Below are 26685 nucleotides of genomic sequence, written 5' to 3'. Positions count from 1 at the left end.
GGGGAAGGGGATTAATATGAGAATATCTGATTTGCTTCAGAAAAACACCATGATCCTGGAATTAGCATCAACTGGCAAAGATCAGGTTATAGAAGAGCTGGCAGACAAGCTTGACAGAGCCGGAAAGCTTGCTGACAAACAGAAATATATAGAAGCGATAAAACAGCGGGAGGAGCAGAGCTCAACCGGTATTGGCGACGGAGTAGCTATCCCTCATGCAAAAACAAGTGCTGTTAAAGAACCAGCAATCGTTTTTGGCCGATCCAAATCAGGAGTGGATTATGAATCGCTTGATGGCCAGCCAAGCCACTTGTTCTTCATGATTGCCGCCAGTGAAGGAGCGAACAATGAGCATCTTCAGACACTGTCAAGACTGTCTACGCTTCTTATAGATGCTGATTTTCGTGAAGTGTTAATGAAAGCGGAAAATGAGGAAGAAATTCTTACTGCTATCGACGAGAAAGAAAAAACAAAGCTGGATGATCAGGATGAAGAAGAAAAGCCCCAGGATACAGATGAGAAATATATCCTTGCTGTTACTGGCTGTCCAACTGGTATTGCCCACACCTACATGGCTGCAGATTCATTAAAGGACAAAGCAAAAGCGATGGGTGTAAGTATTAAAGTGGAAACGAACGGATCTGACGGGGTTAAAAACCGGCTTACACCTGAGGACATAGAAAAGGCCGATGCAATTATAATTGCCGCTGATACAAAGATAGAGAAAGAACGGTTTACCGGCAAGCTTTTAATCGATGCTCCTGTAACAGATGGTATACGCCGTCCCGAAGAGCTGATTACAAGAGCTGTAAAGGGTGACGCTCCAATTTTCCAGGGAGAAGGCGGAGGTGGCAGCCGCGGAGAAGAAGCGCCTGCTAAACAGAAATCAGGATTTTATAAGCATTTAATGAATGGTGTTTCCAACATGCTGCCATTCGTTGTCGGTGGCGGGATACTAATCGCTCTATCGTTCTTTTTTGGAATAAATGCTGCAGACCCTAATCATCCGGATTATCACCCGTTTGCTGAGGCGTTAGATATTATCGGAGGCGGAAGCGCCTTCGGACTGATGATTCCCGTGCTTGCAGGATTTATCGCCATGAGTATTGCTGACCGCCCCGGTCTGGCTCCAGGTATGGTAGCGGGTCTTATTGCTTCAACTGGCGATGCTGGATTTTTAGGAGGAATCATTGCCGGGTTCCTGGCGGGGTATATTGTAGTACTCCTTAAAAGAGGATTTACTTTTATGCCAGCTTCTCTAGCTGGTATTAAAACAATACTGGTTTACCCTCTGTTCGGGATATTCTTTGCCGGTTATATTATGCTTACATTTATTGTGGAGCCAGTCCAGGCCTTTAATTCAATGCTTGAAGGATGGCTCGCCGGAATGGGAACTGGAAATATTGTTTTAATGGGTATAATATTAGGTGCTATGATGGCCATAGATATGGGTGGGCCGATTAACAAAGCTGCTTTTACATTTGGTATTGCTATGATCGATGCAGGCAACTACGCTCCTCATGCAGCTATAATGGCGGGAGGTATGGTTCCGCCGCTGGGAATTGCTCTCGCAACAACTTTATTTAAAAATAAGTTCAATAAACAGGAACTTGAAGCAGGAAAAACAAACTATGTTATGGGACTTTCTTTTATTACTGAGGGAGCTATTCCTTTCGCTGCAGCTGACCCGGCCAGGGTGATCCCATCAGTTGTTGCAGGTTCAGCCGTTGCAGGTGGGCTCGCGATGCTGTTCAACAACACTTTGATGGCTCCTCATGGCGGTGCGTTCGTAGTTTTTGTAGCAGTAGAAAACTGGCCGCTGTATATTCTTGCTATACTCGCTGGTGCTGCGGTGACAGCGGTTATGCTCGGTATTTTGAAAAAGCCTTTAAAATAAAATAATATAATATAATCAGATAGAGACCGGTCAGGCGTTGTTCGCCTGGCCGGTTTCTTGTACACAGTAGATCACAGGGTAATCAGCTAAAGCAGGGCCAGATGAGATTATGCAATGCTTTTCTGAGGAGGACTGGTTGTTAATCCGTGATAATCAGGAAAGTTATTCAATGAAACAAAAAAAAGAAAAAATAAAGCTAATTCTGACATTTCGGAACCGAAAGTATGTTACCATAGTAAAAAAGGAGGTTATTTCATGGTATCTTATAACAGTCAGAGTTATCCATATGCTTCACAAAGAATGGTTACATACGGACGCAACGGAATGGTTGCAACATCCCAGCCTCTTGCTTCACAGGCAGGGCTTGATATTTTGAAAAAAGGCGGTAATGCTATCGATGCTGCAATCGCCACTGCAGCTTGCCTTACTGTTGTAGAACCAACTTCAAACGGAATTGGGGGAGATGCGTTCGCCCTTGTCTGGACAAAGGGAGAGCTGCATGGCCTTAATTCAAGCGGCCAGTCGCCGCAATCGATTTCAATCGATAAGCTGAAAGAGCAGGGAATCGATGAAATCCCCAAATATGGCTGGACGCCTGTAACAGTACCAGGTGCTCCTGCTGCATGGGCAGAACTGTCAAAACGATTTGGGAAACTTCCCCTGAAAGAAGTACTGCAGCCTGCTATTGACTATGCAAGAGAAGGGTACCCTCTGAGCCCGGTCCTCGCTTATTACTGGGACAGAGCAGCACAAAACTTTGCAAAAGAGCTTAAAGGCGATGAGTTTAAAAGCTGGTTTGACACGTTTGCTCCTGAAGGAAAAGCTCCAAAAACCGGAGAGGTTTGGCGCTCAGAAGGACACGCACAGACACTTGAGAAAATTGGTGAAACAAATGGGGAAGCTTTCTATAAGGGGGAGCTTGCTGATAAAATTGACGCGTTTTCTAAAGAGTATGGCGGGTATCTATCAAAAGAGGACCTGGAAGCTTTTAAGCCTGAGTGGGTAAAACCAATCAGCGTAAATTACAAAGGATATGATGTTTGGGAGATCCCTCCGAACGGTCAGGGGCTTGTTGCATTAATGGCGTTAAACATGCTGAAAAATGATGAATTTACGAGCAGAGATACAAGCGATACTTTCCACAGACAGATTGAGGCGATGAAACTTGCTTTCGCCGATGGAGAGAAGTACATTACAGAAGAAAGTAAAATGAGCAGGAAAACCGAAGACCTTCTGAGTGAAGAATACGGTAAAAAACGCCGTTCCTTAATCGGTGAAGAAGCATTAACACCTGAAGCGGGAGATCCTTCACAGGGCGGCACCGTATATCTCGCCACAGCAGACGGAGAAGGAAATATGGTATCGTTCATTCAGAGTAATTACATGGGATTTGGTTCCGGGCTCGTAGTACCAGGAACAGGTATCTCCCTTCAGAACCGGGGGCATAATTTCAGCCTTGATCCTGAACACGACAACTGTCTTGAGCCAGGGAAGCGTACATACCATACTATTATTCCTGGTTTCCTTTCAAAAGGCAGCGAACCGGTGGGTCCATTCGGAGTTATGGGAGGATTCATGCAGCCACAGGGCCACATGCAGGTTGTCATGAATACGATTGATTTTAACCTTAACCCACAGGCTGCTCTGGATGCGCCGAGATGGCAGTGGATGAAAGATAAGAAAGTTCTTCTTGAACAGTCTGTCCCGAACTTCCTTGCCAATGAACTTGCTGCAAAAGGACACGATATCCAGGTTACTCATCAGTCCGGAAGTTTTGGAAGAGGGCAGATTATCTGGCGGGATCCTGAAACAGGAGTTCTTGCCGGTGGGACTGAATCGAGAACAGATGGGGCCATCTCCGTTTATTAAATAGTTCTGAGAAGGAGTGGCTGATTGTAATGAAACACGCACAGATTTTTATGGCATTCTTCCGGGCAGGAATGCTTGGGTATGGCGGCGGGCCAGCTTCCATACCCTTAATACTTGCTGAAGTAAAAAGGTACGGCTGGATGGGCGATGATGAATTTTCCGATATACTCGCAATCGGGAATACCCTTCCAGGGCCGATAGCTACAAAAATGGCAGGTTACATTGGGTACAGGGTTGGCGGCATCCTTGGCATGTTGAATGCAATAATCGCCTCTGTTTTTCCAACAGTCGTGCTTATGATTATTCTCCTTGTATCTCTTGCCTCTTTCCGGGATTACCCATGGGTTCAGGGAATGACCAACGGAGTTGTCCCTGTTGTAGCTGTCATGCTCGGTGCTTTAACATGGGGCTTCATAAAACGTTCTAAGCAGGATTTTGGATGGATGAAGGTTATTTTCCTGTTAATTGGGTCCATTCTTTTGATAGAAATCTTTGGAATTCATCCGGCACTTGTTATTTTAGCCCTTCTGCTCTTCGTATTCTTCAGAAAACCTGAAAAAGAGCAGCTTAAAAAGGAGGGTGAGACTGAATGATTTACTGGGAAATCTTCCTTGCCTTTTTTATACCCGGAATACTTGGTTACGGAGGCGGACCAGCAACAATACCGCTTATTGAATACGAGGTAGTTCACAGGTATGGATGGATGAGTGTGGAAGAATTTGCGGAAGTCCTTGCCTTGGGTAATGCTCTTCCAGGACCTATCGCTACGAAGATGGCAGGTTATATCGGTTTTGAACAGGCAGGGATCCTGGGTGCTTCGGTAGGATTATTTGCCACGATAGCCCCTTCACTTATGTTAATGATTGTCCTGCTTAGTTTATTATACAAGTTTAAGGATTCGCCGAAAGTTAAGCTCCTCTCCAGTATTGTAAGGCCTACGATTGCCGTTCTGCTCGGAGCCATGACATTAAGGTTTGCAGAAACTTCTTATGCGGAAAGCGGAATTCTGCAGACTGGAATTCTTATTGGAGCGAGCTATTATCTTCTGGAAAGGCGAAAAGTTCATCCGGCATTCGTCATACTGGGGGCGCTGATTTACGGAGCAATATTCCTGGCACCTTCTTAATGGCAAATAATTGAAAAATAACAATTTGCAGGATCTAAAATATTAGCAAACAAAAACGCCTGGATTAGTCCAGGCGTTCTGTTTGTTTTATAGCGAATGTGCTCCTAAGGACCCGCTTCTTAAATTGGCATGGTCCGGGATCCGCTTTTCACGAAACTAACTTATGTTTATCCCATCTCTTTCTTTGCCACGGTAATATTACGGCGTGAGAACAATACTCCCATTATATTCATGATTCTCGAGGGCACGGTGTGCTTTAGCTGCTTCCTCAAAGGAGAAAACTTTGCCAATATGAGAATGAATTTTTTTCTTCTCGAGCAATGTTGTAATTTCTTCACCTGAGCGCCTTAGTTCTTCTTTAGGAGCGGTAAAGAGGAGAACACCGAGAAGAGATGCATGCTTCTGGTTTAAAAGTCTCCACGGAAGTTCAGGAGTGTTGTTTTTCGGAGAGCCTATCGTAACGATCCTGCCTCCCGTTTCAATCATATGCAGGTTGCTTTCCAGGTTTTCACTCAGCGACATATCGAGGATGATATGAACCCCTTTTCCGCCAGTGATTTCTTTTACTTTCTCAACTACATTTTCTTCCTTATATAAAATGACACTGTCAGCGCCAGCTTCTTTACAAATGTCAGCTTTTTCTTTATTTCCGGCAGTGGCAATCACATTAGCCCCGCAGGCTTTTGCCAGCTGAATTCCCGCATTGCCAACTGCGCCAGCTCCTCCGTACACAAGAACTGTCTCATCAGGCTGGAGTCTTGCGCGATAATGAAGAGATAAATGAGCTGTCATTAATGGCATTGCAAGGGCAGCTCCATCGGCATCAGAAAGATGTTCAGGCAGAGGAAACACACTTTCAGCAGGTGCAATTACATATTCCGCCCCTGTGCCAGGGACGTTTGTAGCCCATACCCGGTCTCCTTCCTGTACGAAAGGAACATCCTCACCTGTAGCAGCGATAGTCCCGGCAATATCAAAATGAGGGATATGAGGAAATGATTTGACCTGCCTTATCCCTTTACGGAAATAAGTATCTACCGGGTTGATTCCGCTGCCTCCCGTTTTGATAAGAACCTCTCCGTGCTTTACTTCCGGCTTATTCATTTCTCTAATCTGAAGAACTTCCGGGCCCCCATATTTTTCGTATACAACTGCTTTCATTAAGTCCCACTCTCCTTTTAAAACCTTCTGTTTATATTGTAAAGAAAATTCAATAATAAATCACGAAATAGGCATTATAGAGCCGATCGCTTTTAATAGGAGAGTGCTAAATGGAGTGAGAATAACTGAGTTAATCGTAATGCACTCTCGTTCCCTGCGTCCAGGTTGCTTCATGGGAGTGTAAGCCGCCTCTGTTCATGATTTCCTTAATAATCTCTTTATGAATCATTACTCCTTCCGCATTTAAATAAGGAGCTATCTGCTGTAAATTATGGTGAAAGAAAGCCAGCTCTTTGTCAGACCAGGTTGTTTTTGACATCATGGACAGTTCAGTCATATCTCTGCCAACATACATAAAAAAATCCCCTTCCTGCTCCCGCTTATATTAAGCGTTAGTTAGTGGTCATACAAGGTATAGTATTTGCTTTTATCAAAGCATTCATGGACTAATGTTATATGTTATAGTCTTTCTATAGGGTCAGAGCTGTATTCAAATATTAAGTTGCAAAAGTGGATAATTCGTTGTGTAATTACCATAAGTTAGTTTTACAAAGAGTACATATCTAAAAATCATTAAGAAGTATGAAAGGAAGCGGTGAACAATATGGCAGTATCAGCAAAAAAGGTGGCACTAATAACCGGGAGCAGCAGAGGAATAGGTAAGAAAATTGCAATTAAGCTGGCAGAAGAAGGATATAATATCGTAATTAATTTTGCCCGTAACAGAAGTAAGGCAGAGGAAACCGCAGAGGAAATAAGAGCCTTAGGAGCGGAAGTACTGACAGTGAAAGCAAATATTGCCAAAAAGGAAAAAGTGGAAGAACTATTTGCAGAGATTGATGAAAAATTCGGCAGGCTCGATGTCCTGGTAAACAATGCTGCTTCAGGTGTTTTGAAACCATTAATGGAACTTGAGGAAAGCCATTGGGACTGGACGATGAACATAAATAATAAGGGGATGCTGTTTTGTTCTCAGCTTGCAGCTGAAAGAATGAAAAACAGGGAAGAAGGAGGAGCGATTGTAAGTCTTAGCTCACTTGGTTCCCAGCGTTACCTGGAAAATTATACTACAGTTGGAGTTTCGAAAGCGGCTGTAGAAGCTTTAACAAGATATTTGGCAGTGGAACTTGCGCAGTATAATATAAGTGTAAATGCGGTTTCCGGGGGAGCAGTTGATACAGACGCACTGACTCATTTTCCGAACAGGGAAGAACTTTTAGAGGGAGCAAAGAACCGGACTCCAGCTGGCAGAATAGTTGAACCAGATGACCTTGCTGACGCAGTTCTGTTTTTACTCTCACCGAAAGCAAGAATGATCCGGGGACAGACAATTGTAGTGGACGGAGGCATTTCTTTGTTAACTTAAGGTTTGAAGCTGTATGGAGACCTGCAGAAATAAATGGGATTTTTGCTGGTTAAATACAGCATGTTTTTTTAGAATAAAAACATCTTCTCGGGAGAAGATAATTCCTGTGGAGGTGATACTAATGGCTAGAAACCAACAACAACAACAACAACAAGGACAAGCTCAAGCTTCAAAAACTAATGCTCAGCAAGTAAGACAGCAAAACGCTCAGTCTGCTCAAGGGCAGAGCCAGCAGTTTGAATTTGCAAGCGAAACTGATGCTCAGCAGGTACGCCAGCAAAACCAGCAAGCAGCACAACGTAAGCAGCAAGCGTCAGCAGGCCGCCAGCAGCAACAGTAGTGAGGCAGCCTTCCTTTAAGTGAAGCTTTATTAAAAACCCCCTTTTCCCTATTCGGGAAAGGGGGTTTTCTGTAAATATATTGCAATGAAAGGTACGAATCGTTTTAAATTTAATTAATCAATAGTATAATTAAAGAAATAGCAGAAAAAGATGGGCGGATTGGGTGCTTTATTCTTTTTATTGCCGGGTAAGGTATATTATAAAGTTAACCTTCAATAAGTGAGGGCTTTGTTCGCTTATTGTCAGCTGAACTAATCGGAATGTTAGCGTCCTTTACCTCCCACCTGAATATCTTCGTTATCACTCATATTTTGAGGCGGGAATTTTACGGACGGTTGCATCGGGATAAAAGTTTCTGGAGGGGTACCCATGCTGTTTCGAAAAAAGAAGAAAGAAAGTAAAAACAAAAATACGCCTGAGAAAGAAGTTAAGATAATTACCTGTTCATTGGATGATGTAAGAAAGGCTGTTAATGCATATGCTTTATCTTTGCAGGAAGGAGTATCCCTGCGCAGCCTTGCAAACGAGAACAATGAAATCAACTATGAGCTTTTATATTCCCATCTTGGGGGTAAACCGGACAAAAGTTTTTATATATCTAAGGAGACATTTGAGGTATTCGAGGATCCTGACTATCCGAGGCATATTGACTTATGCCAGATAGCCTGTGACCAGTATCTTCTTGAAACAGGTGAGGAACCGGTAGTTCCAGGGGATCCGGACCGGAAAGTCAGTTATTTTAAGCTGCGGAATTACTTAAGTGAAAAACCTCACTTTGAACTTTATTTACATCCTAAAGATCAAATGGTAACCCACAGGTCTCCTAAACAGAATAAGTAAAGAGAGGAGCAGAGAAGTGAACTTTCCCAAAACAGGCAGTAATATTCAAGTACAGAGCTACAAACATAACGGGCAGCTTCATCGTGTTTGGGAAGAGACAATAATATTAAAGGGCACTTCCCACGAGGTAATCGGCGGAAATGACCGAATACTCGTTCAGGAATCGGACGGGCGGCAATGGAGGACGAGAGAACCGGCCATTTGTTATTTTACTTCGCGCCACTGGTTTAACGTAATCGGCATGATTCGTAATGACGGAATTTATTATTACTGTAATCTTGGGACCCCTTTTACATACGATGAAGAAGCAGTGAAATATATTGATTATGATCTGGACATCAAGGTATTTCCGGATATGACATATAAACTTCTTGATGAGGATGAATTTTTATTACATAAAGAGCAAATGAACTATCCTGACGAAGTGGAAGCTATCCTCCGCCGCAGTGTGGACGAGCTTGTGTCGTGGGTAGGCCAGAAAAAGGGCCCTTTTGAGCCTGGGTTTGTTGAAGACTGGTATGAACGTTTTCTTCAGTACAGGTAAACATAAGAAAATTCAGGGTTATTAAACTGGCTTAAACAGTAACCTGCCATAGTACCGGAATTTGTACGAGGAGAACGGTTATTCGGAGAACCGTCTCTTTCTTTTTGGCTCTTTAACATACATTGTTGCTCTTAAGATGGGGTGAAAGACTTGGACAGTATAAGACGGTACATGAAATTTGTTAAGCCCTATTGGAAGCAGATATTCATTACGGTAATTATCGGTATGCTGAAGTTCGGCATACCTTTGCTCATACCTTTAATTTTAAAGTATGTCATCGATGATATTATCGGGGCAGGAGATATGACTGCCGCTGAACAGCTGAATACATTGATATGGCTTATGGGTATTGTGCTGGCAGTGTTCCTTATAATCAGACCGCCGGTGGAATATTTCCGGCAGTACTATGCACAATGGACAGGCAACAAAATTTTGTATGATATTCGTGATCAGCTTTTCAGCCATTTGCAAAAACTAAGTATGAAGTTTTATTCCAGCAGGAAGAGCGGGGAAATCATTTCTAGAGTTATTAACGATGTTGAGCAGACAAAGAATTTTATTATTACCGGCATGATGAACATCTGGCTTGATATGTTTACAATTATCGCCGTGATAATTATTATGCTTACGATGGATCCGTGGCTCACGCTTATTGCTGTTGCTCTCCTGCCATTTTACGCAGTTTCCATTAAATATTTTTACAGCAGGCTCAGAGATCTTACAAGAAAGAGATCACAGGCGCTGGCTGAAGTGCAAAGCCATCTTCACGAGCGGCTGCAGGGTATGAACGTAATCAGGAGTTTTGCTCTGGAGGAACACGAGCAAAAGGAATTCCATAAACAAAATGGGAATTTTCTCAATAAAGCTCTTGACCATACGCGCTGGAATGCCAAGACATTTGCTGTTGTAAATACGCTCACTGACATCGCGCCTGTAATAGTCATCGGAGTAGCGGGGGCTCTTGTCATTCAGGATGTCTTGACATTAGGTACCATGGTTGCTTTTACTGCCTATATGGACCGCCTTTATAATCCACTGCGGCGACTTGTTAACTCATCAACTACTTTGATTCAGGCAATAGCTTCGATGGACCGTGTATTTGAACTTGTCGATGAAAAGTATGATATTCAGGATAAGCCTGGAGCCGGCCCGTATCGCCACCCACGGGGAGAAGTTATATTCGACAATGTCAGCTTCAGCTATGAGAATGACCAGGAAGTACTGAAAGAGCTGAACTTCACGGTAAAAAGCGGTGAAACTGCTGCAATAGTTGGAATGAGCGGCGGTGGAAAAAGTACGATTATGAGCCTGATTCCCCGCTTTTATGACGTCTCTTCAGGAAGGATTCTGGTTGACGGGAAAGATATAAGGGAATACCAGGTCCGTTCTTTAAGGGACCGTATTGGAATGGTTCTGCAGGATAATATAATTTTCAGTGATTCAGTAAGGTTTAACATCCTGATGGGGCGGCCGGAAGCAAGCGAGGAAGAAGTTATCGCTGCAGCAAAAGCCGCGAATGCACATGACTTCATTATGGAGCTTCCTGATGGGTACGATACGTATATTGGTGAACAAGGGGTGAAATTATCCGGAGGGCAGAAGCAGCGTGTTGCTATCGCCCGGGTTTTTCTGAAAAGCCCCGAAATCTTAATATTTGACGAAGCAACAAGTGCTCTTGATCTGGAAAGTGAGCATCTCATTCAGCAGTCTCTGTTCCGTCTGGCGGAAAACAGGACTACCTTTATTGTTGCTCACCGCCTTTCCACAATTACCCATGCGGATAAGATACTTGTCATAGAAAATGGAAAGCTTGCTGAAATAGGGAATCATGAGGAGTTAATTAAGAAGCAAGGCGCCTATTATAATCTTTTTCAGGTACAGCAGCTGGATTAGGGGAATTGTCGGACAGGGGTATGGATGTTTCGTAAAGGAGAGAGTTTTGGTTAAAGGAAAGTGTCACTATGACAGCTGTCATAGTGACACTTCTTTTTTTACCTAATAATATTTAATGAGCCTCTTATATATCAACGTTCACAGAAAGTTGCACTTACACAAAAGTCACTATGACATGATTAAAGATCCCGCTCTGTTATATCCACTTCATTTTCGGTTTTATGGAAATTGAAGAATCCATCAACCAGAAGGTCAAGGTGCTCAAGTTCTTCACTGTATTCAATAATCAAGGCTATGACAGGGAAGAAGTGAATCCATTCATTCCGGTCTATTTCTTTGTTGTCATATAAGTTCAGGAACAAATCTGTGAGCTGCCTTTTTCCTACCCCCACTTCATCATGAAGGTCGTCTGTAGTGTTAACCTTTACCTTCCCAATATATTTAAGCATAATCCGTTCATGGTAATTGGTGAGATAATCGAGCTGAGTCTGAATAATTTCCTGAATTTCTTCAGGCATATGGTGTAAATTGTGCTCATTTTTATCAAGGCTTTTTAAGATGCCCATAGCTTTTTTCGAAGCGACTATCATCTGCCGGAATACAACTACTTTTCTGAGCCTCGAATATTCATTTTTCTTCAGGTAGTTTCTTTCCTCTTTATAGAGGAGGAACAGGTTTTCCACCTTTATAATAGCTTCTCTCAGCCGGTTCAAATCTTTTTTCAATGTGCTGTAATCTGCTTCGTTCCTCGTCAGCAGTCTGATCCATTGGATAATTTCATCATTCGTATCTACAACTCTGTGATAAAGCAGATTTTCATGCTTCGGCGGCAGAAAAATCATATTAACGATAAAAGCCGCAAATACTCCAAGCATTATTAACAGAAACCTGTTGGAAGCAAAATGAATAAAATTGTCTGACGGACTGCCCATTATAATTACAGCAGTTACTACAGCAAGAGGAATGATCGATTCTTTATTAAATTTAAGGAGAATCGCAATTACAAGCATGACTACTACGCCAATAACAAATGGTTCATTACCGAATGCCAGCACGAACACGATAGCCAGTACAGCACTCATCAGATTCGCCTGTATCTGGTTTCCTATTAAAACAAAAGATTTATGCACTGATGGCTGTACAGCAAAAAATGCAGCGAGTGCTCCAAATGCAGGAGTCTCAAATCCAAGCCACATAGCCGCATACAGTGCGAGAGTTACAGCCAGACCAGTTTTAAAAATACGGGCTCCCAGCTTCATAGTGATCTAAAATCCTTTCTCAGTACATTATTATAATAACACCAGGCTCTTCCCCGTCCCCGCTGAAAAAACGTTGCCGATGAACTATTCGGCCGGTCAGTACAGGATGGTATATATGGGCCTGTATTCGCTATTGTAATAATTATGTTTCTAAAAATATAAATGTCATATCAGACGTACTATACACCGCTTCTGCAAAACAATCAAGTGCCGCAACAGATGTAAGGGTTTTCTTCTTGAAAAAACGATGTACTGTATCCTTTAACACGTAAGAAGACCCTTCAAACAAGAGAAGTATACTTTCGGTAAGGCAGCTTAAGCAGGAAAAAGTTTTGCGTAAAGGAAAGTGTCACTATGACAGAGGTCATAGTGACACTAAAGGTTTTTGGCATATAAAATTATGTAAGCCCTTGTATATCAACGATAAGCTAAAGTTGCCTTAACTCAACTGTCACTATGACGTAATCATGGAAAAGAAACAGGCTGTTGAGAACACGTTCTCAACAGCCTGTTTTACTGAAAAAAGGTATTAAAGGGTTATTCAGTTGATACCGCTGGATCTGCCTGTTGTTTTACAGGGTTAAGCTGGCGGAAGTTGTCCTGAAGATTTTCCATAAGCCCGCTGATAAATTCTGCCTCTTCATACTGTTCATGAGCTCTCAGCTCTTCCATGTATAAAGTGAGCAGCTCTGAAACATCTTCCTGTCCTTTATCGGAAAGAGGTTCAAGAGTAACTTTTGCGCCTTTAGCAATACGGGACTGTAATGTTTGTTCATCAAGGCCCATTTCCGGGTCGTGTCTTAAATATACCACCCCTCCGGTCATACCTGCGCAAATCCACGGGCCAGGATCACCAAGTACAAGTCCACGGCCGTTTGTCATATACTCAAAAGCGAATCCTTTCAGATTAGCATGAACTCCGGCATTGTAGCGCCGTCCTGCCGGGAGTGGCTCTTGCAGACGCCCTCCAAAAATCATATCTGCTCCAGATAGGCGGATTCCGGCACGCGCGTCAGCATTACCCTGAATGATAAAGAGCCCTTTCTGAGCCCCGTATCCTGCTCCTTTTCCGACAGAGCCATTAACGAACTGCCCGTTCTTTCCTTTTGTTTTAAATATTTTAAATGATCCGCCAAAGGAGGTCTTTCCGACGCCATCCTGGGCTCCTCCAGTGATATGAATATTTACCCCGTCGCTGTTATAGGCTCCAAGACCGTTTCCAAGAACAGAGCCCTTCGTAAATTTAAGATCAATTTCAGGAAGCTGGCGGTACGAACCGTCAAGCTTACCGCGGACTCTGTGGCAGGAGACTCTGCTTCCCAGCACTCGTTGTTCGGCGGTCACAGCTTCAAATTCTCTGGAAGATGTGAGCTCTTCCACATTTGCGTCCAGATATTCAGCACCAACTGCTACAGCAAGCTGTGGCTGCTTTTCTTCAATTGCCTTAACAGGTTTAAATGGCGCGAGCTCCTGTTCCGGCAGGGTGGATAGCAAGTCATTCAGATTCATCAGTTCCTTGCCGGCAGCCTGTTCGAGTAAATCAGCTCTTCCCACAATATCCTGTGTATTGTCAAAGCCAAGAGATGCTGTGAGCCTTTGTATCTCTTCACCAAAGGCTGTGAACATGTTCTTAAGCCCTTCGACAGCAAGGTCAAATTGTCTTGGGACGAAACGGCGGAGGCCGTGCTCTTTTGCCTGAGCTTCTGATTCAATCTGTGTAGCGATACCTACATGGCAAGTGTCCAGGTGGCACCCGCGGCATGCAGTACAGCCGACAGCGATCATTGATAAAGTTCCAAAGCCAATCCGGTTTGCACCGAGCATCATTAGTTTAACTGCATCAAGAGCGCTTTTTACACCGCCGTCAGCCCAGATCTCAACCTTGTGGCGAAGGCCGGCTTCAAGAAGGGCGAAGTGGGCCGCTTTGACACCGATTTCTGCAGGCAGCCCAACATGCTGAAGGGCGTGGACTCTTGCAGCACCAGTACCGCCGTCAAAACCGCTTAAAGTAATATAGTCTGCACCTGCTTTTGCAATACCGACAGCGATTGTGCCAATGTTTGGAACGATAGGAACCTTAACGGCGACTTTAGCCTGATCATTAGCCGTTTTTATTTCAGCGATCATTTGAGCAAGGTCTTCAATAGAATAAATATCATGATTATTGGAAGGGGAGATTAAGTCAGATCCTTTAGTTGCATTACGTGCCTCTGCAACTTTATCTGTTACTTTTGAACCTGGTAAATGTCCGCCTTCACCGGGCTTGGCACCCTGGCCGATCTTTATTTCAAGCAGGTTGGAAGAGTTGAGAAGTTCCACGTTTACCCCGAATCGTCCGGATGCAATCTGCTGGCCCCGGGTTTTTGGGTATTTCCCAAGCATATCCTTTATTTCTCCGCCCTCGCCGTTAAAACTGATCATATTAAGCTGGTCGGCGGCTTCCGCATAGGCCCGGAAAGCAATTTCGTTCTGCGAGCCGAATGACATGGAACTTATCATAAATGGCAGGCTGTGGTGGCCAACACTGGTATCCACTTCTTCCGGGTTAACCTTGGAAGACTCGTTCACTTTAAGCTCTGTCAGGTGGCGGATTGTGATTGGATTCTTCTGTTCCTGCTCAGTTAATTTCTCTCTGAAAGCATCGTAGCCAATTTTACCGGAGGCAAGATCTCCAAGAGATTTCCAGATTCGCGGGAAGATATGGAATGACTTACCTGCCCTTGCTTTCTCATTAGTGAAATCTTCTTTTCTTTCAATACTGTCTTTTTTCATATATTCAAAGTTAAATTGAAGGTCTTTACTGCCTAGGAAATTAACAATATTTAAATAGTCAGCGATTTCCTCGTTCAGTCCAATAGCAGAGAATAAACGCCCATATCCTCTGAGTTCATGAATTCCAATAGTGGAAATAATCTTTTCAAGTCCTTTATTTAAAGCACTGTAAAGTTTTGCTGCCGGTTCCTCATCCTTGTCTACTACTGTTGCAAACATAGTATACGGGTTAATTAAGTCTGCCCCTAAACCAAATACAACCGCAATATCATGAAGGGATCGAATGCTTCCCGATCGTAAAGCTACAGAACATGATCTTCTTTTCTCCTGTCTTGTTAATCCCTGATCTATTGCAGAAACTGCTAGAAGGGGATCGATCCAGTATTTGTTTTCTTCATGTGTGCCCTGGTCATCCAAAACAAGATATGTTTTACCGTTTTCGATTGCCTCGGCAGATTGCCTGAGGAGGCGCTGTAATGCTTCTTCTACAGTTTCTTCTTCAAAACGGCACATTGCCAGAGTCTCGGCTTCCTCATTTTTCTTATACTCTTCAAGGAGTGCTTCGAAAGACGGCTGGCTGAACTGCTTTTCAACAGCACGGCCTGAAATGCCTTCAGCGATAACTGGTGAATCAAGCTGTACGATTGTTTTGAGATCTGCTTCTGAGAACAGCCCTGGCCGTTTACCAATCACTACTCTTGTTGAAAAATGTTCCATCTCTCTGTCCCTGTCAATAGCAGGGTTTGTTACTACCGCTACACTTTCTTTAATAAAGTCAGCGATGTTCTTCCGTGCAGGATGTAGAGCCGCCAGCGGGGAATCATGTCCGAGGGAGCGGATCGGTTCTGCTCCTTTTTCAGCCATTTGTTCAATGAGCTGAATATGCTCACGGTCCCAGCCGTTAGCTGCATACACTGACGGAGTAACATTCTGCTGGAAAAACATTGTTTCAGGTGATTTGATTTTAGCGTCCAGGCGCTTATGCGCTCCCTGGACAGGAAGGCGGTCTGACATTCTCTCATATACCTCTTCCTGTAATTCATCATGCCAGAATACTTCTACAGATCCTGAATCATTACGAAGGAGTCCCACCTTTTCTCCAGGAGCAAGTGGCTTTGGTTCAGATAAGTAATTATCTGACGTGAAAATTCCCTGCTCAGAGGAGAAGCTGAAACTTGTTTCTGTTTCCAGCATCCAGAGAGGACGAAGTCCAAGAGCATCGACACTGAACACACTCTCTTTTCCAAAACGGGAAATGATTCCCGCCGGTCCCTGTGCAAAATGGCCCCATGCTTCACGGATATAAGTGAACAGATCCTGCAGGTGCTCAGGATAATTTTTAATTTCATTTACAATCGGCGGGAAGATAACTTCCATAGCTTCAAAGAGACTTAAATTATGCCGGGAGATAAAAGTATCAAGCACCCTGTTTAAGTCCTGTGAGTCACTTCCTCCATCCACTAGCGGAACACCTATCATATTTGCTTCATCACGAAGCTTGGCAATAGTGTTGATTTCCCCATTGTGTCCGATTACACTGAACGGCTGAACGCGGAAAAAGTTTGATAAAGTGTTTGTGGAATACCGGTTATGGCCAAGCGTAGTAGTTGACGCTGTAATCGGATCTGCAAGGTCGTTATAGTACCGTGGAAGGATATCTCCGCCGCCCATAACTTTATAAACTGCATGCTGATTACTTAGAGATGCTACATGAACTGCCGGATTCTTCTCGATTTCCACTGTCATTTCGAACAAAAGAGAGGCTAAGGAGTCTTCCTTTTTAAGGTTGTCTCCAACTACCGCCACCTGCCAAAAAAGAGGCTCATGTTTTTTAGCAATTGGCCCTAGTGCTTCACTGTTTGTTTGTTCGGTGCTTCCAAATACAAATGTAAATCCTTTTGATTCAAGTTTTTCCTGAATCTCATTGCGAATGGCTTCATGATCAGTTTTCTGTTCGATAAAAAAGTGGCCTACTGTAAATGTTTCCTGTTCTGTCAGTTCGGGGGAAAGTCCCGCTGACTCCAGTTTCTTTTTCCATAAACTTTCAGGCAGATCAATATGAATACCTACACCGTCGCCTTCGTCATTAATAAATCCAGCCCGGTGGTTCATTTTGACTAAAGAGTTGATTGTGTTATGAATGTTATCATGCGTCGGCTTGTTTTCTTTTTCAATAAAAGCGACAATTCCGCAGCTGTCATGTTCAATCTTTGATGCTCCTCTAAATGTCTGAATAAGCTTGTTGTAATTTTTCATATAGTTGGTCAAATGACCGCCACCTCCTGTAAAGTAGTTGAAAAGATTATTGTTAATCTCATTAGCAGACTTTTCTCCTGAAATACAGAATTGTCAGAATTAACATAACGATACCATTATCAGAAATAAAAATCAATTAATTATACAAATAAACGGATAGGATATACAAAATACACACGGAATAATCTGCCATATCTCCTAGTACAATGGTTATGTAAGCGGTTACACCAACAGGTGCAAAAAAAAGAGGCGATTCAAAAAGAATCCCCCTTAAGTATAAAACTGTATATTTATGCATTATGCCAGTTTGAAAACACCCGTTCTGCCGCCTTAAGTGTCTGTTCGATATCCGCTTCGCTGTGCTCGGTTGTCAGGAACCAGGCTTCATACTTGGATGGTGCAAGATTAATTCCTTCTTTAAGCATTTCTCTGAAGAAGTAGGCGAACATCTCTCCGCTGCTATCCTCTGCATCCTTATAATTCCTTACTTCCTTTACGTCAAAGTAGAGGGTGAGTGCCCCCTTCAGCCGGTTAATGACAGCTGGGATTTTATATTCACTGATCAGAGAGTTTAAACCATCTTCCAGTTTAGCGCCGAGCTTGTCTAAGTTTTCGTACACACCGTCTTTCTGGAGTAATTCCAGACAGGCAATCCCTGAACGGATGGAGGCTGGATTTCCTGCCATCGTACCGGCCTGGTAGGCTGGCCCAAGAGGTGCAACCTGTTCCATAATAGCTTTCTTTCCGCCGTATGCTCCTATTGGCAGACCGCCGCCAATTATTTTTCCAAGTGCAGTGATATCAGGTTCAACACCGAGCAGGTTCTGGGCCCCGCCGTACATAAAACGAAATGCTGTAATTACTTCGTCATAAATAACAAGAGCACCAGCTTCATGAGTTAAGTCATTTACCTTCTTCAAAAAGCCTTCTTCAGGTTCCACAATTCCGAAATTACCAACAATCGGTTCTACAAGTACGCCTGCCACCTGATCGCCCCAGCGTTCCAGAGCTTCCCGGAAACTTTCGATATCATTAAACGGGACAGTAATGACCTCTTTCGCAATGCTCTCAGGCACCCCTGCAGAGTCCGGATTTCCAAGGGTGGACGGCCCGGAGCCTGCAGCTACAAGGACAAGATCTGAATGGCCGTGATAGCAGCCTGCGAATTTGATAATTTTGTCCCTGCCAGTGTATGCACGTGCAACCCGGATTGTTGTCATCACTGCTTCCGTCCCTGAATTAACAAACCTTATTTTTTCCATAGAAGGGATTGCTTCCTGAAGCATTTTAGCAAATTTGTTTTCGTGAACAGTAGGAGTCCCGTACAGCACACCGTCTTCAGCTGCTTTCTTAATTGCTTCAGTTATATGCGGATGTGCGTGGCCGGTAATGATCGGGCCATACGCGGCAAGGTAATCTATGTACTTGTTGCCGTCCACATCCCAGAAGTAAGCTCCTTTTCCCCGCTCCATAAAAACAGGGGAGCCGCCGCCTACAGCTTTAAAAGACCTTGAAGGACTGTTAACGCCTCCGACGATTACTTCCTGTGCTTCGTTATATAATTCTTCTGATTTTCTCGTATTCATCCTTTTTTCCTCCTATATATATACTCATGTATTTTTATAAATATTAATATGAGTATCCCTATTGCTTGCCAGAATTTTCTTTTTACATTAAATAAGGTGTGTATTGATGAGCTCTTTCCACAAACTCGCTTTCCTTTTAATATTAATTGCCCGTTACATTGTAACATGAACTATCTCTATATAAGATGTTTCAGCCATCAGAAAGAGAAGGGGCTGTCTGCTTGAAACCTCCTTTGCGTTCGGGTAAACTATTTAAGTTCAGAAGGAGGCGGAAGTCATGAATGTAATTGAAGTTCACAAGCTGAGAAAAGAATTTAAATCGTTTTCCAGCCGTTCTGGTCTTGCTGGAGCGTTCCGTGATCTTTTTACACGAAACTATAAAATACTCCGTGCAGTAGATGATATAGATCTCCATGTGAAACAGGGAGAGATGGTAGGCTACATCGGTGAAAACGGAGCGGGAAAGTCCACAACAATTAAGATGCTGACAGGGATATTAACACCTACCGCCGGAACAGTTCGGATTAATGGGATGGATCCGCATAAAGAAAGAGAAAAATTTGTGAGAACGATTGGAGTTGTATTCGGCCAGCGTTCCCAGCTCTGGTGGGATATTGCAGTGCAGGAATCATTCAGGCTGCTGAAAAAAGTCTATAAAGTTTCCGACGAGGATTATAATTCCCATATGAAAGAGGTTATTGAAACGCTTGAAATCCAGCCTCTTCTCGATAAGCCGGTACGTAAGCTTTCTCTTGGGCAAAGGATGCGCTGTGAACTGGCAGCTGCGCTCATTCACAACCCGCCGTTATTGTTTCTTGATGAACCTACGATCGGCCTTGATGTTCTTGTGAAAATGAAAATCAGAGCCTTTCTTAAGGAAATCAACAGAAAATACAAAACAACGATTCTTCTTACAACCCATGACCTGGCTGATATTGAAGCATTGTGCGACAGGGTTGTATTACTTGATAAAGGAAAGATCATTTATGACGGGCGTCTGGAGCAGCTTCAGAAAAACTGGGTGGAAGGAAAACAAGTGCATTTCGAGTTTATGCATCCGGTCCAGGAAAGCTCATTAAGAGAGCTGACCAGCCAGTTTGAAGTAAACTGGCGGCAGGGGGAACGGCCGAATCTCTGGACAGCGACTGTAGAAGGAGAAGATGAGGAAGTTTCCAGGTTGATGAGCGAGGTTATGAGCCTGCACACAATTTCAGATGTTAAAATAAACCAGGTGTCAACGGAAGAGATTATCCGGAACATTTATGAAGAGGGGATCGTAAATGGGTAACCTCTCCATGTATCTTGAAATGATCCGGATCCGATTCCTGATGATGCTTGCGTACAGAACTAATTATTACAGCGGAATTTTAATTTACTCTATTAATATAGGAGCTTATTATTTCCTATGGCAGGCAATATATGGGGCGCAGGATTCTATTGAAGGAATGTCTGTAACCCAGATGACCACTTACGTTGCCGTAGCCTGGATGGCCCGGGCATTTTATTTCAATAATATCGACAGGGAAATCTCCCAGGAAATACAGGAGGGGAAAGTAGCTGTCGAGATGATTCGCCCATACCATTATCTCGGTGTCAAGACAATGCAGGGATTAGGGGAAGGGCTGTTTCGCCTGCTGTTCTTCTCTGTTCCTGGAATGTTCATTATCTGGCTGGCGTTTCCGATTGATTTTTCCGGCAGCTTAACTGTATGGGGACTCTTTGTTATATCCATAATCTTTGCTTTTATTATCAACACGCAATTGAATCTGATTACTGGAATTCTCACTTTCTTCCTCTTATATAATACAGGTCTGATCAGGGCTAAGAGAGTGGTTATTGATTTGTTCTCAGGTCTACTGCTGCCTATATCTTTTTATCCGCTATGGGCTCAGGAAATTATGGGATGGCTGCCGTTCCAGGCGATAAGCTACATCCCTTCGATGATATTTACAGAAGGTTTTACCGGCGGCGAAGTCTGGTCGGCGCTGGGGCTTCAGCTTTTCTGGGCGCTGTTTTTAATACTTCCTATACAGGGAATGTGGATGCTGGCCAGGCGCCAGCTGATCGTACAAGGGGGGTGATGGCAGCATGTTTTATATATCTATATTTTTTCAGTACGCTTCCCAGTATTTAAAAACAAGGCTGACATACCGTTCTGATCTTGTGGTTGAACTCTTCTCCGATATACTTTTCCAGGCAGTTAACTTAATCTTTATCCTCGTGGTCTTCGGCCATACGAACCTGCTGAACGGCTGGAGCAGGGAAGAAATCATCTTTATTTACGGTTTCTTTTTAGTACCTTATGCAATCTTTTCTGCTTTCTTTAATATTTGGGATTTTAATGATCGTTATATTGTAAAAGGAGAAATGGACCGGATACTGACGCGGCCTGTCCACAGCTTATTTCAAATTATTATCGAACGGATGGAGCTGGAATCGCTGTTTGGCGTTGTTACAGGCGTGGCAATAATGTTTTACGCAGGCTCACAGCTTGGACTGGAACTGAGCTGGTACGATCCGTTTGTTTTTCTGCTCATGGTTATTGGCGGTTCGTTTATCTACGCTGGTATATTCATCTGCCTTGCTGCTATCAGCTTCTGGTCAGACAGCAAAACGGATATTATGCCCATGATGTATAATATCGGCAACTATGGCCGTTATCCTGTCGATATTTATAATAATGTTATCCGCTTTGTTCTGACCTGGATCCTGCCGTTCGCTTTTGTCGGTGTATATCCTTCTGCATTTTTCCTTGGCAGAACAGAGTGGTATGGCTACGCGTTTCTCACTCCGGTAATGGGGATTATTTTTCTGCTCATTGCTTATTTTATGTGGAATGCAGGTGTGAAAAGGTACCGGGGAGCCGGTAATTGATTTATCCCGATGAAATCGTCCGTAAAACTCCCGCCTCAAAACATGAGTTGAACCGGTGATGTTTAGGTGGGAGATAACGGACGCTAACATCCTGATTGGTTCAACTAACAATCATTGGGGGATGAACAAAAACCCCATTGATTGAAGGTTCACTTTATCTGGGCAGCTGCCCGGCGCTGATCTATCTGCGCGCTCCGTGAAAAGGAGAGTTCCTTGTCCTAAAACGCCCTGTTTAATCATAGATTAAACAGAGGTGATACAGATGAGGGACCTCCTTATTTATTTCATTATGATACTTGCGGTCGCAGGAATATTTATGAGTTTAATTTTACTGCTGAAAAACCAGCCTCCTGAACGGCAGAGAATATCGGTAATAAATTTTGTTGTGCTCCTTCTTGTTTATGCTACAGTCATGGGGGCTTTCGGTATAATTTATATTTGTCTGGAACTTCTTGGTTTCCCTGTGCTCATAGAAGGGGAGAGGCTTCACTATAATACGTTTTTTCATCTTGTTGAGGATGTTTTATATTTTAGCGCTGTAACAATGCTTACTGTAGGTTACGGAGACATTACACCTCAGGGGATTGGCCGCTGGGTCGCTATGTTACAGGCGCTGATCGGTTATATTCTCCCTGCTGCTTTTGTGGTTACTACAGTAATTTACCAGAAGAAACCGGATCGTTTGTAGCTTTTCCATGGATTAGGTTATGCTTAAAGTGTAGTGACGAAATGCTTTAAGCGAGGAGGAGAAGCTATGGCTTACGAAACAGGAGAGCAAATCAGAAATTTCACTTTACCTTCCAACACAGGAAAAGATGTTAGTTTGTCAGATTACCTGGGAAAATATGTTGTGCTTTATTTTTACCCGAAAGACATGACTCCCGGCTGTACAACCGAGGCATGCGACTTCCGTGATATGCATGAGAGCTTCGGGGAACTGGACGCGGTTATTTTGGGTGTCAGTCCTGATCCTGCAGACCGCCATGCTAAATTCGCAGAGAAATATGACCTTCCATTCGAGCTTCTGGCGGACGAGGATCATACAACTGCAGAAGCATTTGGTGTATGGAAATTAAAGAAGAATTTCGGGAAAGAATATTATGGAATTGAAAGATCAACCTTCCTTATTGATAAAAACGGAAGATTAATGAAGGAATGGCGCAACGTCCGGGTTAAGGGGCATGTAGAGGAAGCACTGCAATTCCTTAAGGACAATACAGAACTTTAAAAAAGGGGCGGCCGTTTTATACGGGCGCCCTTTTTATTACATGTTATCGATGGTGTTATCCAAGAACTCAAATACTTTTTCTTTATCTGTTGCAGTCTCAATTATTCCTGTTTCGTCGGTTATATAATATATGGGGAATTCATCGGTTTCCAGCGGTTCGTTAAATATTTCCCAGTCGTCGTGAATTAGATAACTATAATTCACATAAAAATTCTCCCTCGAAAACCTATCTAACTTTTTGTACATTTCTTCGTTTTCATTCCAAAATTGATTCTCGTCTGTAATTCTGTCTACAACCTGCAAGATATGGATCATATTCTCCCCTCTATAAACAGCTTTGCTCAGATAATTATCAAAAGTAACAGGATAGATTCGTATTTCCTCGGCTGTATAAGCAGGAAGGAGTGCCCAGTCCCATAAAATATATTCTCTGTCAGTCAGAACTTGAGGTTCAAATTCCTCAACGGTATTAACAGACATGTCATTCAGAACAGTAACCCAGAGCCAGGGATAGGAGTGGAAGGAAAAATCGTTATATTCTTCATCCTCAAATGCAATTTCTTCTCCTGTTCTGTCGGCAATAACCTTAGTATCCTTGTTGATCAGCAGATGGTACGCCTCTAATTCATATGAATCTTTATTAAAGTTATCGTACTGGAAGCCAGTATAGTCTATTTCCTGGCCATTAATATTATCTTCTACAAAAAGAGTAAATCCCCCCGGGAAATGGCTTCCCCCTAGGTTGATTCCTTTAACGTCATATTCTTTGCCTTCCCCATCATTGCAGCCTGTGAGGAGAAGGATGCTCATCAATAAAATAACAGAGATTTTGGTTTTCATAGATTGGGCTCCTTTACCTGTCAGACAGAACTTTTCATTACTATGTAAAATTTTAACATGCTTTTATGTGCTGGTGCTGTAAAATTTATAATTTTTTTACAAATATCTACTACTCGATGGTAGAATTAGGATAAATGTAATTTCGGTGAAAGTGGTGGCGAAGGTGAAACAGATTCTCCCTTTTATTTTAATAGCGGTGCTTGTTGGCGGAGCCATGTTTTTTCTGAATGATGACTACGAGGAGGCGGCGTTTGACCCTGACTGGACAGATGAACGGTCGATCGCTGGCTGGGACATGACTTTGTTTTTAAATAATGGGTCCGGAAAAGACCAGGAAATCGGTTTCAAACTTGAGTATGCAGGCCTGGCGGAAGAGCCAAATATTGAAGCGCTGGAAGTATTCGTAGTAACCGAACATGGTACTTTCTTTTATCAGGACCTGGATATTGAAGAATTTAACAAGGAGATTATATATTCCGTACCTTGTGATTTCTGTTCCGAAGCAGAGGGGAGCTACAGTTATACAGAGATTATATTAAACTGGCGCCAGACCGGGTATACAAGACAGGAGTATTTCGATATGAACCTCTACGTGGAGGAGTCTTACTGAAAATATTTTGATTTATGGCGGCAAGTGTCCAATCTTGATCGGTTTAGCGGCATATAGTAAAGGAACGGGTGACATGATTGCTTCTTAAAGTAACTGAATATTGCTCTCTGTTTTTTTTGGCAGGATAGTTTTAGCTATCCTGCTTTTTTCTTATGCTTCGGGGGGCAGTATAATATGCCTTTGTTATGCGAGGGTGGTCTTGTTTGAAGGTAAGGCCAGAGGTTCTCGCATGCCCGCTCGGGGAAAAAACAGTTGAGAGCGGTAATGTGAGATCGTCTTGCATGCCCGCTCGGGGAAAAAACAGTTGAGAGCGGTAACGTGAGATTGTCTCGCATACCCGATCGGGGGAAAAAATAGGCCAAGTGGTAACGCAAGATCGTCTCGCATGCCCGCTTGCGGAAAAAAATAGGCCAAGCGGTAACGTGAGATCGTCTCGCATACCCGCTCGGGGGAAAAAATAGGCCAAGTGGTAACGCAAGATCGTCTCGCATGCCCGCTTGCGGAAAAAAATAGGCCAAGCGGTAACGTGAGATCGTCTCGCGTACCCGCTCGGGGGAAAAAATAGGCCAAGCGGTAACGTGAGATCGTCTCGCGTACCCGCTCGGGGGAAAAAATAGGCCAAGTGGTAACGCAAGATCGTCTTGCATGCCCGCTCGGGAGAAAAAAGAGGCCAAGCGGTAACGTGAGATCGTCTCGCATACCCGCTCGGGGGAAAAAAATAGCCAAGCGGTAACGCAAGAACCTCATAGAACCTCATAGAACGTCATACATACCCAAACACCCGAAAACCCAACCAGATATGTAACACGAAAACATACCACGGAGTAGTTCGGAAGTTCTGTTTACTTTTTCACGAAAAAAGGACAACATTTAAAGGAGTTTAAATTTAAAGCGTGGAAGTAAACTATGAATATAACCATAATTATCCCAATGCAGCCGTCCGCAATCCCCCTCACTTCAAAACATAAATTGTAACAAAGATAAGGTGGGAGAGAACCGGCGCTAATATCACTGCCAGCGCAACTAACAATAATCGGGGTGATCAGGAAAACGCTAATTTAAGTTTCATTTTATAAATGTAATTTAATTAACCAACAAGGAGGAGCCACATTATGAAACTGATGATTTGTGTAGCTCATAACAGGTATGCGGATGAACTTGAAGAAAGACTTAAAGATAAAGGCTACAGGATGACTGAACTTGCTTCCAGCGGTGGGTTTCTGAAAAAGGGCAACACTACGTTTCTGTTTGGGATAAAAGATAATGACGCAGAAGCTCTGAGGAAAGAAATGCAGACAATCTGCCTGGATGTAGAAAAGAAAAAAGGAAAGCTAAAAGATGGGCAGAGCAGGTATACTTCTTTCGTTATTAATGTGAAAGATGCGCTCCCGTTTCTGAAAAATCAGAATGGTAATGTGACATAAATTAAGGTTTCGTGTTACTATCGTTATATAAACTCGTCAACCAGAAAAAGTCAAAATCTATTTCATATCGACTCTGAGACCAATATTTTAACAGAGATTATTAACCTGCTAAATACTCATTTACGGGAGGCAGATTTATATGGATAACACAGATATCAGGCTGCTGGAGATCCTCCAGGAAGACGGGAGAATTACTTTAAGTGACCTTTCAAAGGAACTGGCGCTGAGCCGGCCAAGTGTGACAGAGCGTCTGACAAGATTGAAAGAGCAAGGAATAATTAACAGAATAGGAGCAAGAGTTTCACCAGAATCAGTCGGCCGAAAAGTGCTTCTGTTTATTCAGGTGAGCGATGTTACTGTGCCTTATAATGAGTTTGAGGAGATGATCAGCAGGCATCCTGATATTATAGAATGCCACCGTGTTACAGGCATGATTAATTATCTTCTGAAGGCAGCAGTAGATGACATGGACCATTTAGGGAAACTGATCGATCATCTTATCCCTTACGCGGCAATTAATACATCGATAGTTCTGAGCTCGCCTGTGGAAGAAAAGGTAATTCTCCCATCACCAAAAACAGCTGAGAATCCGGAAAAGAATCTTAGCAGAAAGACAAGGGGAGAACTTAAAAAATTAAACAATATGTGAAGAAAAAAGATAATTATCCCCCTCCTAAAGAAAAGTTTAATACTGTGAAAGATAATAAAAGAACCTTATGCAGGTTTCTTTTTTTTTCAACAATTCATGAAGGATTCTATTTTTAACAACATTTCGTGATGAAAACGTCATACAATTTTT

23 protein-coding genes are annotated in these 26685 nt (G+C 43.1%); 17 read left to right on the top strand and 6 right to left on the bottom strand.

Annotated features, from left to right (window positions below):
* Positions 1-16 precede the first annotated feature (16 nt).
* The 4 genes from BK582_RS24480 to BK582_RS24465 all read left to right on the top strand — a co-directional run bounded on the left by BK582_RS24480 (position 17) and on the right by BK582_RS24465 (position 4892).
* Entirely contained in the window at positions 17-1897 is a 1881-nt protein-coding gene (locus BK582_RS24480) for a PTS fructose transporter subunit IIABC (RefSeq protein ID WP_078597540.1), read from the top strand.
* A gap of 255 nt (positions 1898-2152) precedes the next feature.
* Entirely contained in the window at positions 2153-3766 is a 1614-nt protein-coding gene (gene ggt / locus BK582_RS24475; RefSeq protein ID WP_078597538.1) for a gamma-glutamyltransferase, read from the top strand.
* A gap of 29 nt (positions 3767-3795) precedes the next feature.
* A complete protein-coding gene (locus tag BK582_RS24470; protein WP_078597536.1) occupies positions 3796-4359 on the top strand; it encodes a chromate transporter in 564 nt (187 codons plus the stop codon).
* Positions 4356-4892: a chromate transporter gene (locus tag BK582_RS24465; RefSeq protein ID WP_078597534.1), complete on the top strand. Its 537-nt coding sequence runs from the start codon at positions 4356-4358 to the stop codon at positions 4890-4892. Before BK582_RS24470 ends, BK582_RS24465 begins: the two co-directional genes overlap by 4 nt.
* A gap of 198 nt (positions 4893-5090) precedes the next feature.
* Here the strand turns inward: BK582_RS24465 and BK582_RS24460 are convergent, their stop codons facing one another.
* The gene (locus BK582_RS24460; protein ID WP_078597532.1) at positions 5091-6053 is read right to left on the bottom strand and encodes an NADPH:quinone reductase; all 963 of its coding nucleotides are present in this window, start codon (positions 6051-6053) and stop codon (positions 5091-5093) included.
* 130 nt (positions 6054-6183) lie between these two features.
* On the bottom strand, positions 6184-6408 hold the full coding sequence (locus BK582_RS24455) for a cytosolic protein (protein WP_078597530.1): 225 nt from the start codon (positions 6406-6408) through the stop codon (positions 6184-6186).
* 249 nt (positions 6409-6657) lie between these two features.
* Between BK582_RS24455 and fabL the strand changes: the two genes are divergently transcribed.
* From fabL to BK582_RS24430, 5 genes are all read left to right on the top strand, one after another.
* Positions 6658-7419 (top strand): enoyl-[acyl-carrier-protein] reductase FabL, encoded by a 762-nt coding sequence (gene fabL, locus BK582_RS24450; RefSeq protein ID WP_078597528.1) that lies wholly within the window; start codon positions 6658-6660, stop codon positions 7417-7419.
* A gap of 121 nt (positions 7420-7540) precedes the next feature.
* On the top strand, positions 7541-7759 hold the full coding sequence (locus BK582_RS24445) for a gamma-type small acid-soluble spore protein (protein WP_078597526.1): 219 nt from the start codon (positions 7541-7543) through the stop codon (positions 7757-7759).
* 370 nt (positions 7760-8129) lie between these two features.
* Positions 8130-8600: a DUF3939 domain-containing protein gene (locus tag BK582_RS24440; RefSeq protein WP_236939255.1), complete on the top strand. Its 471-nt coding sequence runs from the start codon at positions 8130-8132 to the stop codon at positions 8598-8600.
* A gap of 16 nt (positions 8601-8616) precedes the next feature.
* A complete protein-coding gene (gene ntdP, locus BK582_RS24435; RefSeq protein ID WP_078597523.1) occupies positions 8617-9144 on the top strand; it encodes a nucleoside tri-diphosphate phosphatase in 528 nt (175 codons plus the stop codon).
* A 171-nt stretch (positions 9145-9315) separates the two neighbouring features.
* Positions 9316-11037 carry an ABC transporter ATP-binding protein gene (locus BK582_RS24430; RefSeq protein WP_139368347.1) on the top strand — a complete coding sequence of 574 codons (1722 nt, stop codon included), beginning with the start codon at positions 9316-9318 and terminating at the stop codon, positions 11035-11037.
* Positions 11038-11216: 179 nt separating this feature from the next.
* On the opposite strand, the gene BK582_RS24425 is transcribed toward BK582_RS24430, so the two are convergent.
* The 3 genes from BK582_RS24425 to BK582_RS24415 all read right to left on the bottom strand — a co-directional run bounded on the left by BK582_RS24425 (position 11217) and on the right by BK582_RS24415 (position 18910).
* The gene (locus BK582_RS24425) at positions 11217-12296 is read right to left on the bottom strand and encodes an FUSC family protein (protein ID WP_078597519.1); all 1080 of its coding nucleotides are present in this window, start codon (positions 12294-12296) and stop codon (positions 11217-11219) included.
* A gap of 537 nt (positions 12297-12833) precedes the next feature.
* Positions 12834-17324: a glutamate synthase-related protein gene (locus BK582_RS24420; protein WP_078598281.1), complete on the bottom strand. Its 4491-nt coding sequence runs from the start codon at positions 17322-17324 to the stop codon at positions 12834-12836.
* Positions 17325-17614: 290 nt separating this feature from the next.
* On the bottom strand, positions 17615-18910 hold the full coding sequence (locus BK582_RS24415) for a glutamate-1-semialdehyde 2,1-aminomutase (protein ID WP_078597517.1): 1296 nt from the start codon (positions 18908-18910) through the stop codon (positions 17615-17617).
* A gap of 277 nt (positions 18911-19187) precedes the next feature.
* Here BK582_RS24415 and BK582_RS24410 point away from each other — a divergent pair, with 277 nt between their 5' ends.
* From BK582_RS24410 to bcp, 5 genes are all read left to right on the top strand, one after another.
* Complete coding sequence (locus BK582_RS24410; RefSeq protein WP_078597515.1) at positions 19188-20198, top strand: ABC transporter ATP-binding protein; 1011 nt, start codon at positions 19188-19190, stop codon at positions 20196-20198.
* Positions 20191-20991 (top strand): ABC transporter permease, encoded by an 801-nt coding sequence (locus BK582_RS24405; protein ID WP_078597513.1) that lies wholly within the window; start codon positions 20191-20193, stop codon positions 20989-20991. Before BK582_RS24410 ends, BK582_RS24405 begins: the two co-directional genes overlap by 8 nt.
* A 7-nt stretch (positions 20992-20998) precedes the next feature.
* The gene (locus BK582_RS24400; protein ID WP_078597511.1) at positions 20999-21784 is read left to right on the top strand and encodes an ABC transporter permease; all 786 of its coding nucleotides are present in this window, start codon (positions 20999-21001) and stop codon (positions 21782-21784) included.
* Between the two features lie 262 nt (positions 21785-22046).
* Positions 22047-22472 (top strand): potassium channel family protein, encoded by a 426-nt coding sequence (locus tag BK582_RS24395; RefSeq protein WP_078597509.1) that lies wholly within the window; start codon positions 22047-22049, stop codon positions 22470-22472.
* A 66-nt stretch (positions 22473-22538) separates the two neighbouring features.
* The gene (gene bcp, locus BK582_RS24390; RefSeq protein WP_078597507.1) at positions 22539-23012 is read left to right on the top strand and encodes a thioredoxin-dependent thiol peroxidase; all 474 of its coding nucleotides are present in this window, start codon (positions 22539-22541) and stop codon (positions 23010-23012) included.
* A gap of 36 nt (positions 23013-23048) precedes the next feature.
* On the opposite strand, the gene BK582_RS24385 is transcribed toward bcp, so the two are convergent.
* Positions 23049-23852 carry a hypothetical protein gene (locus BK582_RS24385; protein WP_078597506.1) on the bottom strand — a complete coding sequence of 268 codons (804 nt, stop codon included), beginning with the start codon at positions 23850-23852 and terminating at the stop codon, positions 23049-23051.
* Positions 23853-24015: 163 nt separating this feature from the next.
* Here BK582_RS24385 and BK582_RS24380 point away from each other — a divergent pair, with 163 nt between their 5' ends.
* The 3 genes from BK582_RS24380 (at position 24016) to BK582_RS24370 (ending at position 26535) form a co-directional block, all read left to right on the top strand.
* On the top strand, positions 24016-24462 hold the full coding sequence (locus BK582_RS24380) for a hypothetical protein (RefSeq protein WP_078597505.1): 447 nt from the start codon (positions 24016-24018) through the stop codon (positions 24460-24462).
* Between the two features lie 1112 nt (positions 24463-25574).
* Complete coding sequence (locus BK582_RS24375; RefSeq protein WP_078597504.1) at positions 25575-25886, top strand: cyclic-di-AMP receptor; 312 nt, start codon at positions 25575-25577, stop codon at positions 25884-25886.
* A gap of 139 nt (positions 25887-26025) precedes the next feature.
* On the top strand, positions 26026-26535 hold the full coding sequence (locus tag BK582_RS24370; protein WP_078597503.1) for an Lrp/AsnC family transcriptional regulator: 510 nt from the start codon (positions 26026-26028) through the stop codon (positions 26533-26535).
* The last annotated feature ends 150 nt before the right edge of the window (positions 26536-26685 follow it).

Source organism: Evansella clarkii (genome assembly GCF_002019695.1).
GTDB lineage: Bacteria > Bacillota > Bacilli > Bacillales > Salisediminibacteriaceae > Evansella > Evansella clarkii.
This window is presented reverse-complemented; position numbering and strand designations above follow the sequence as displayed.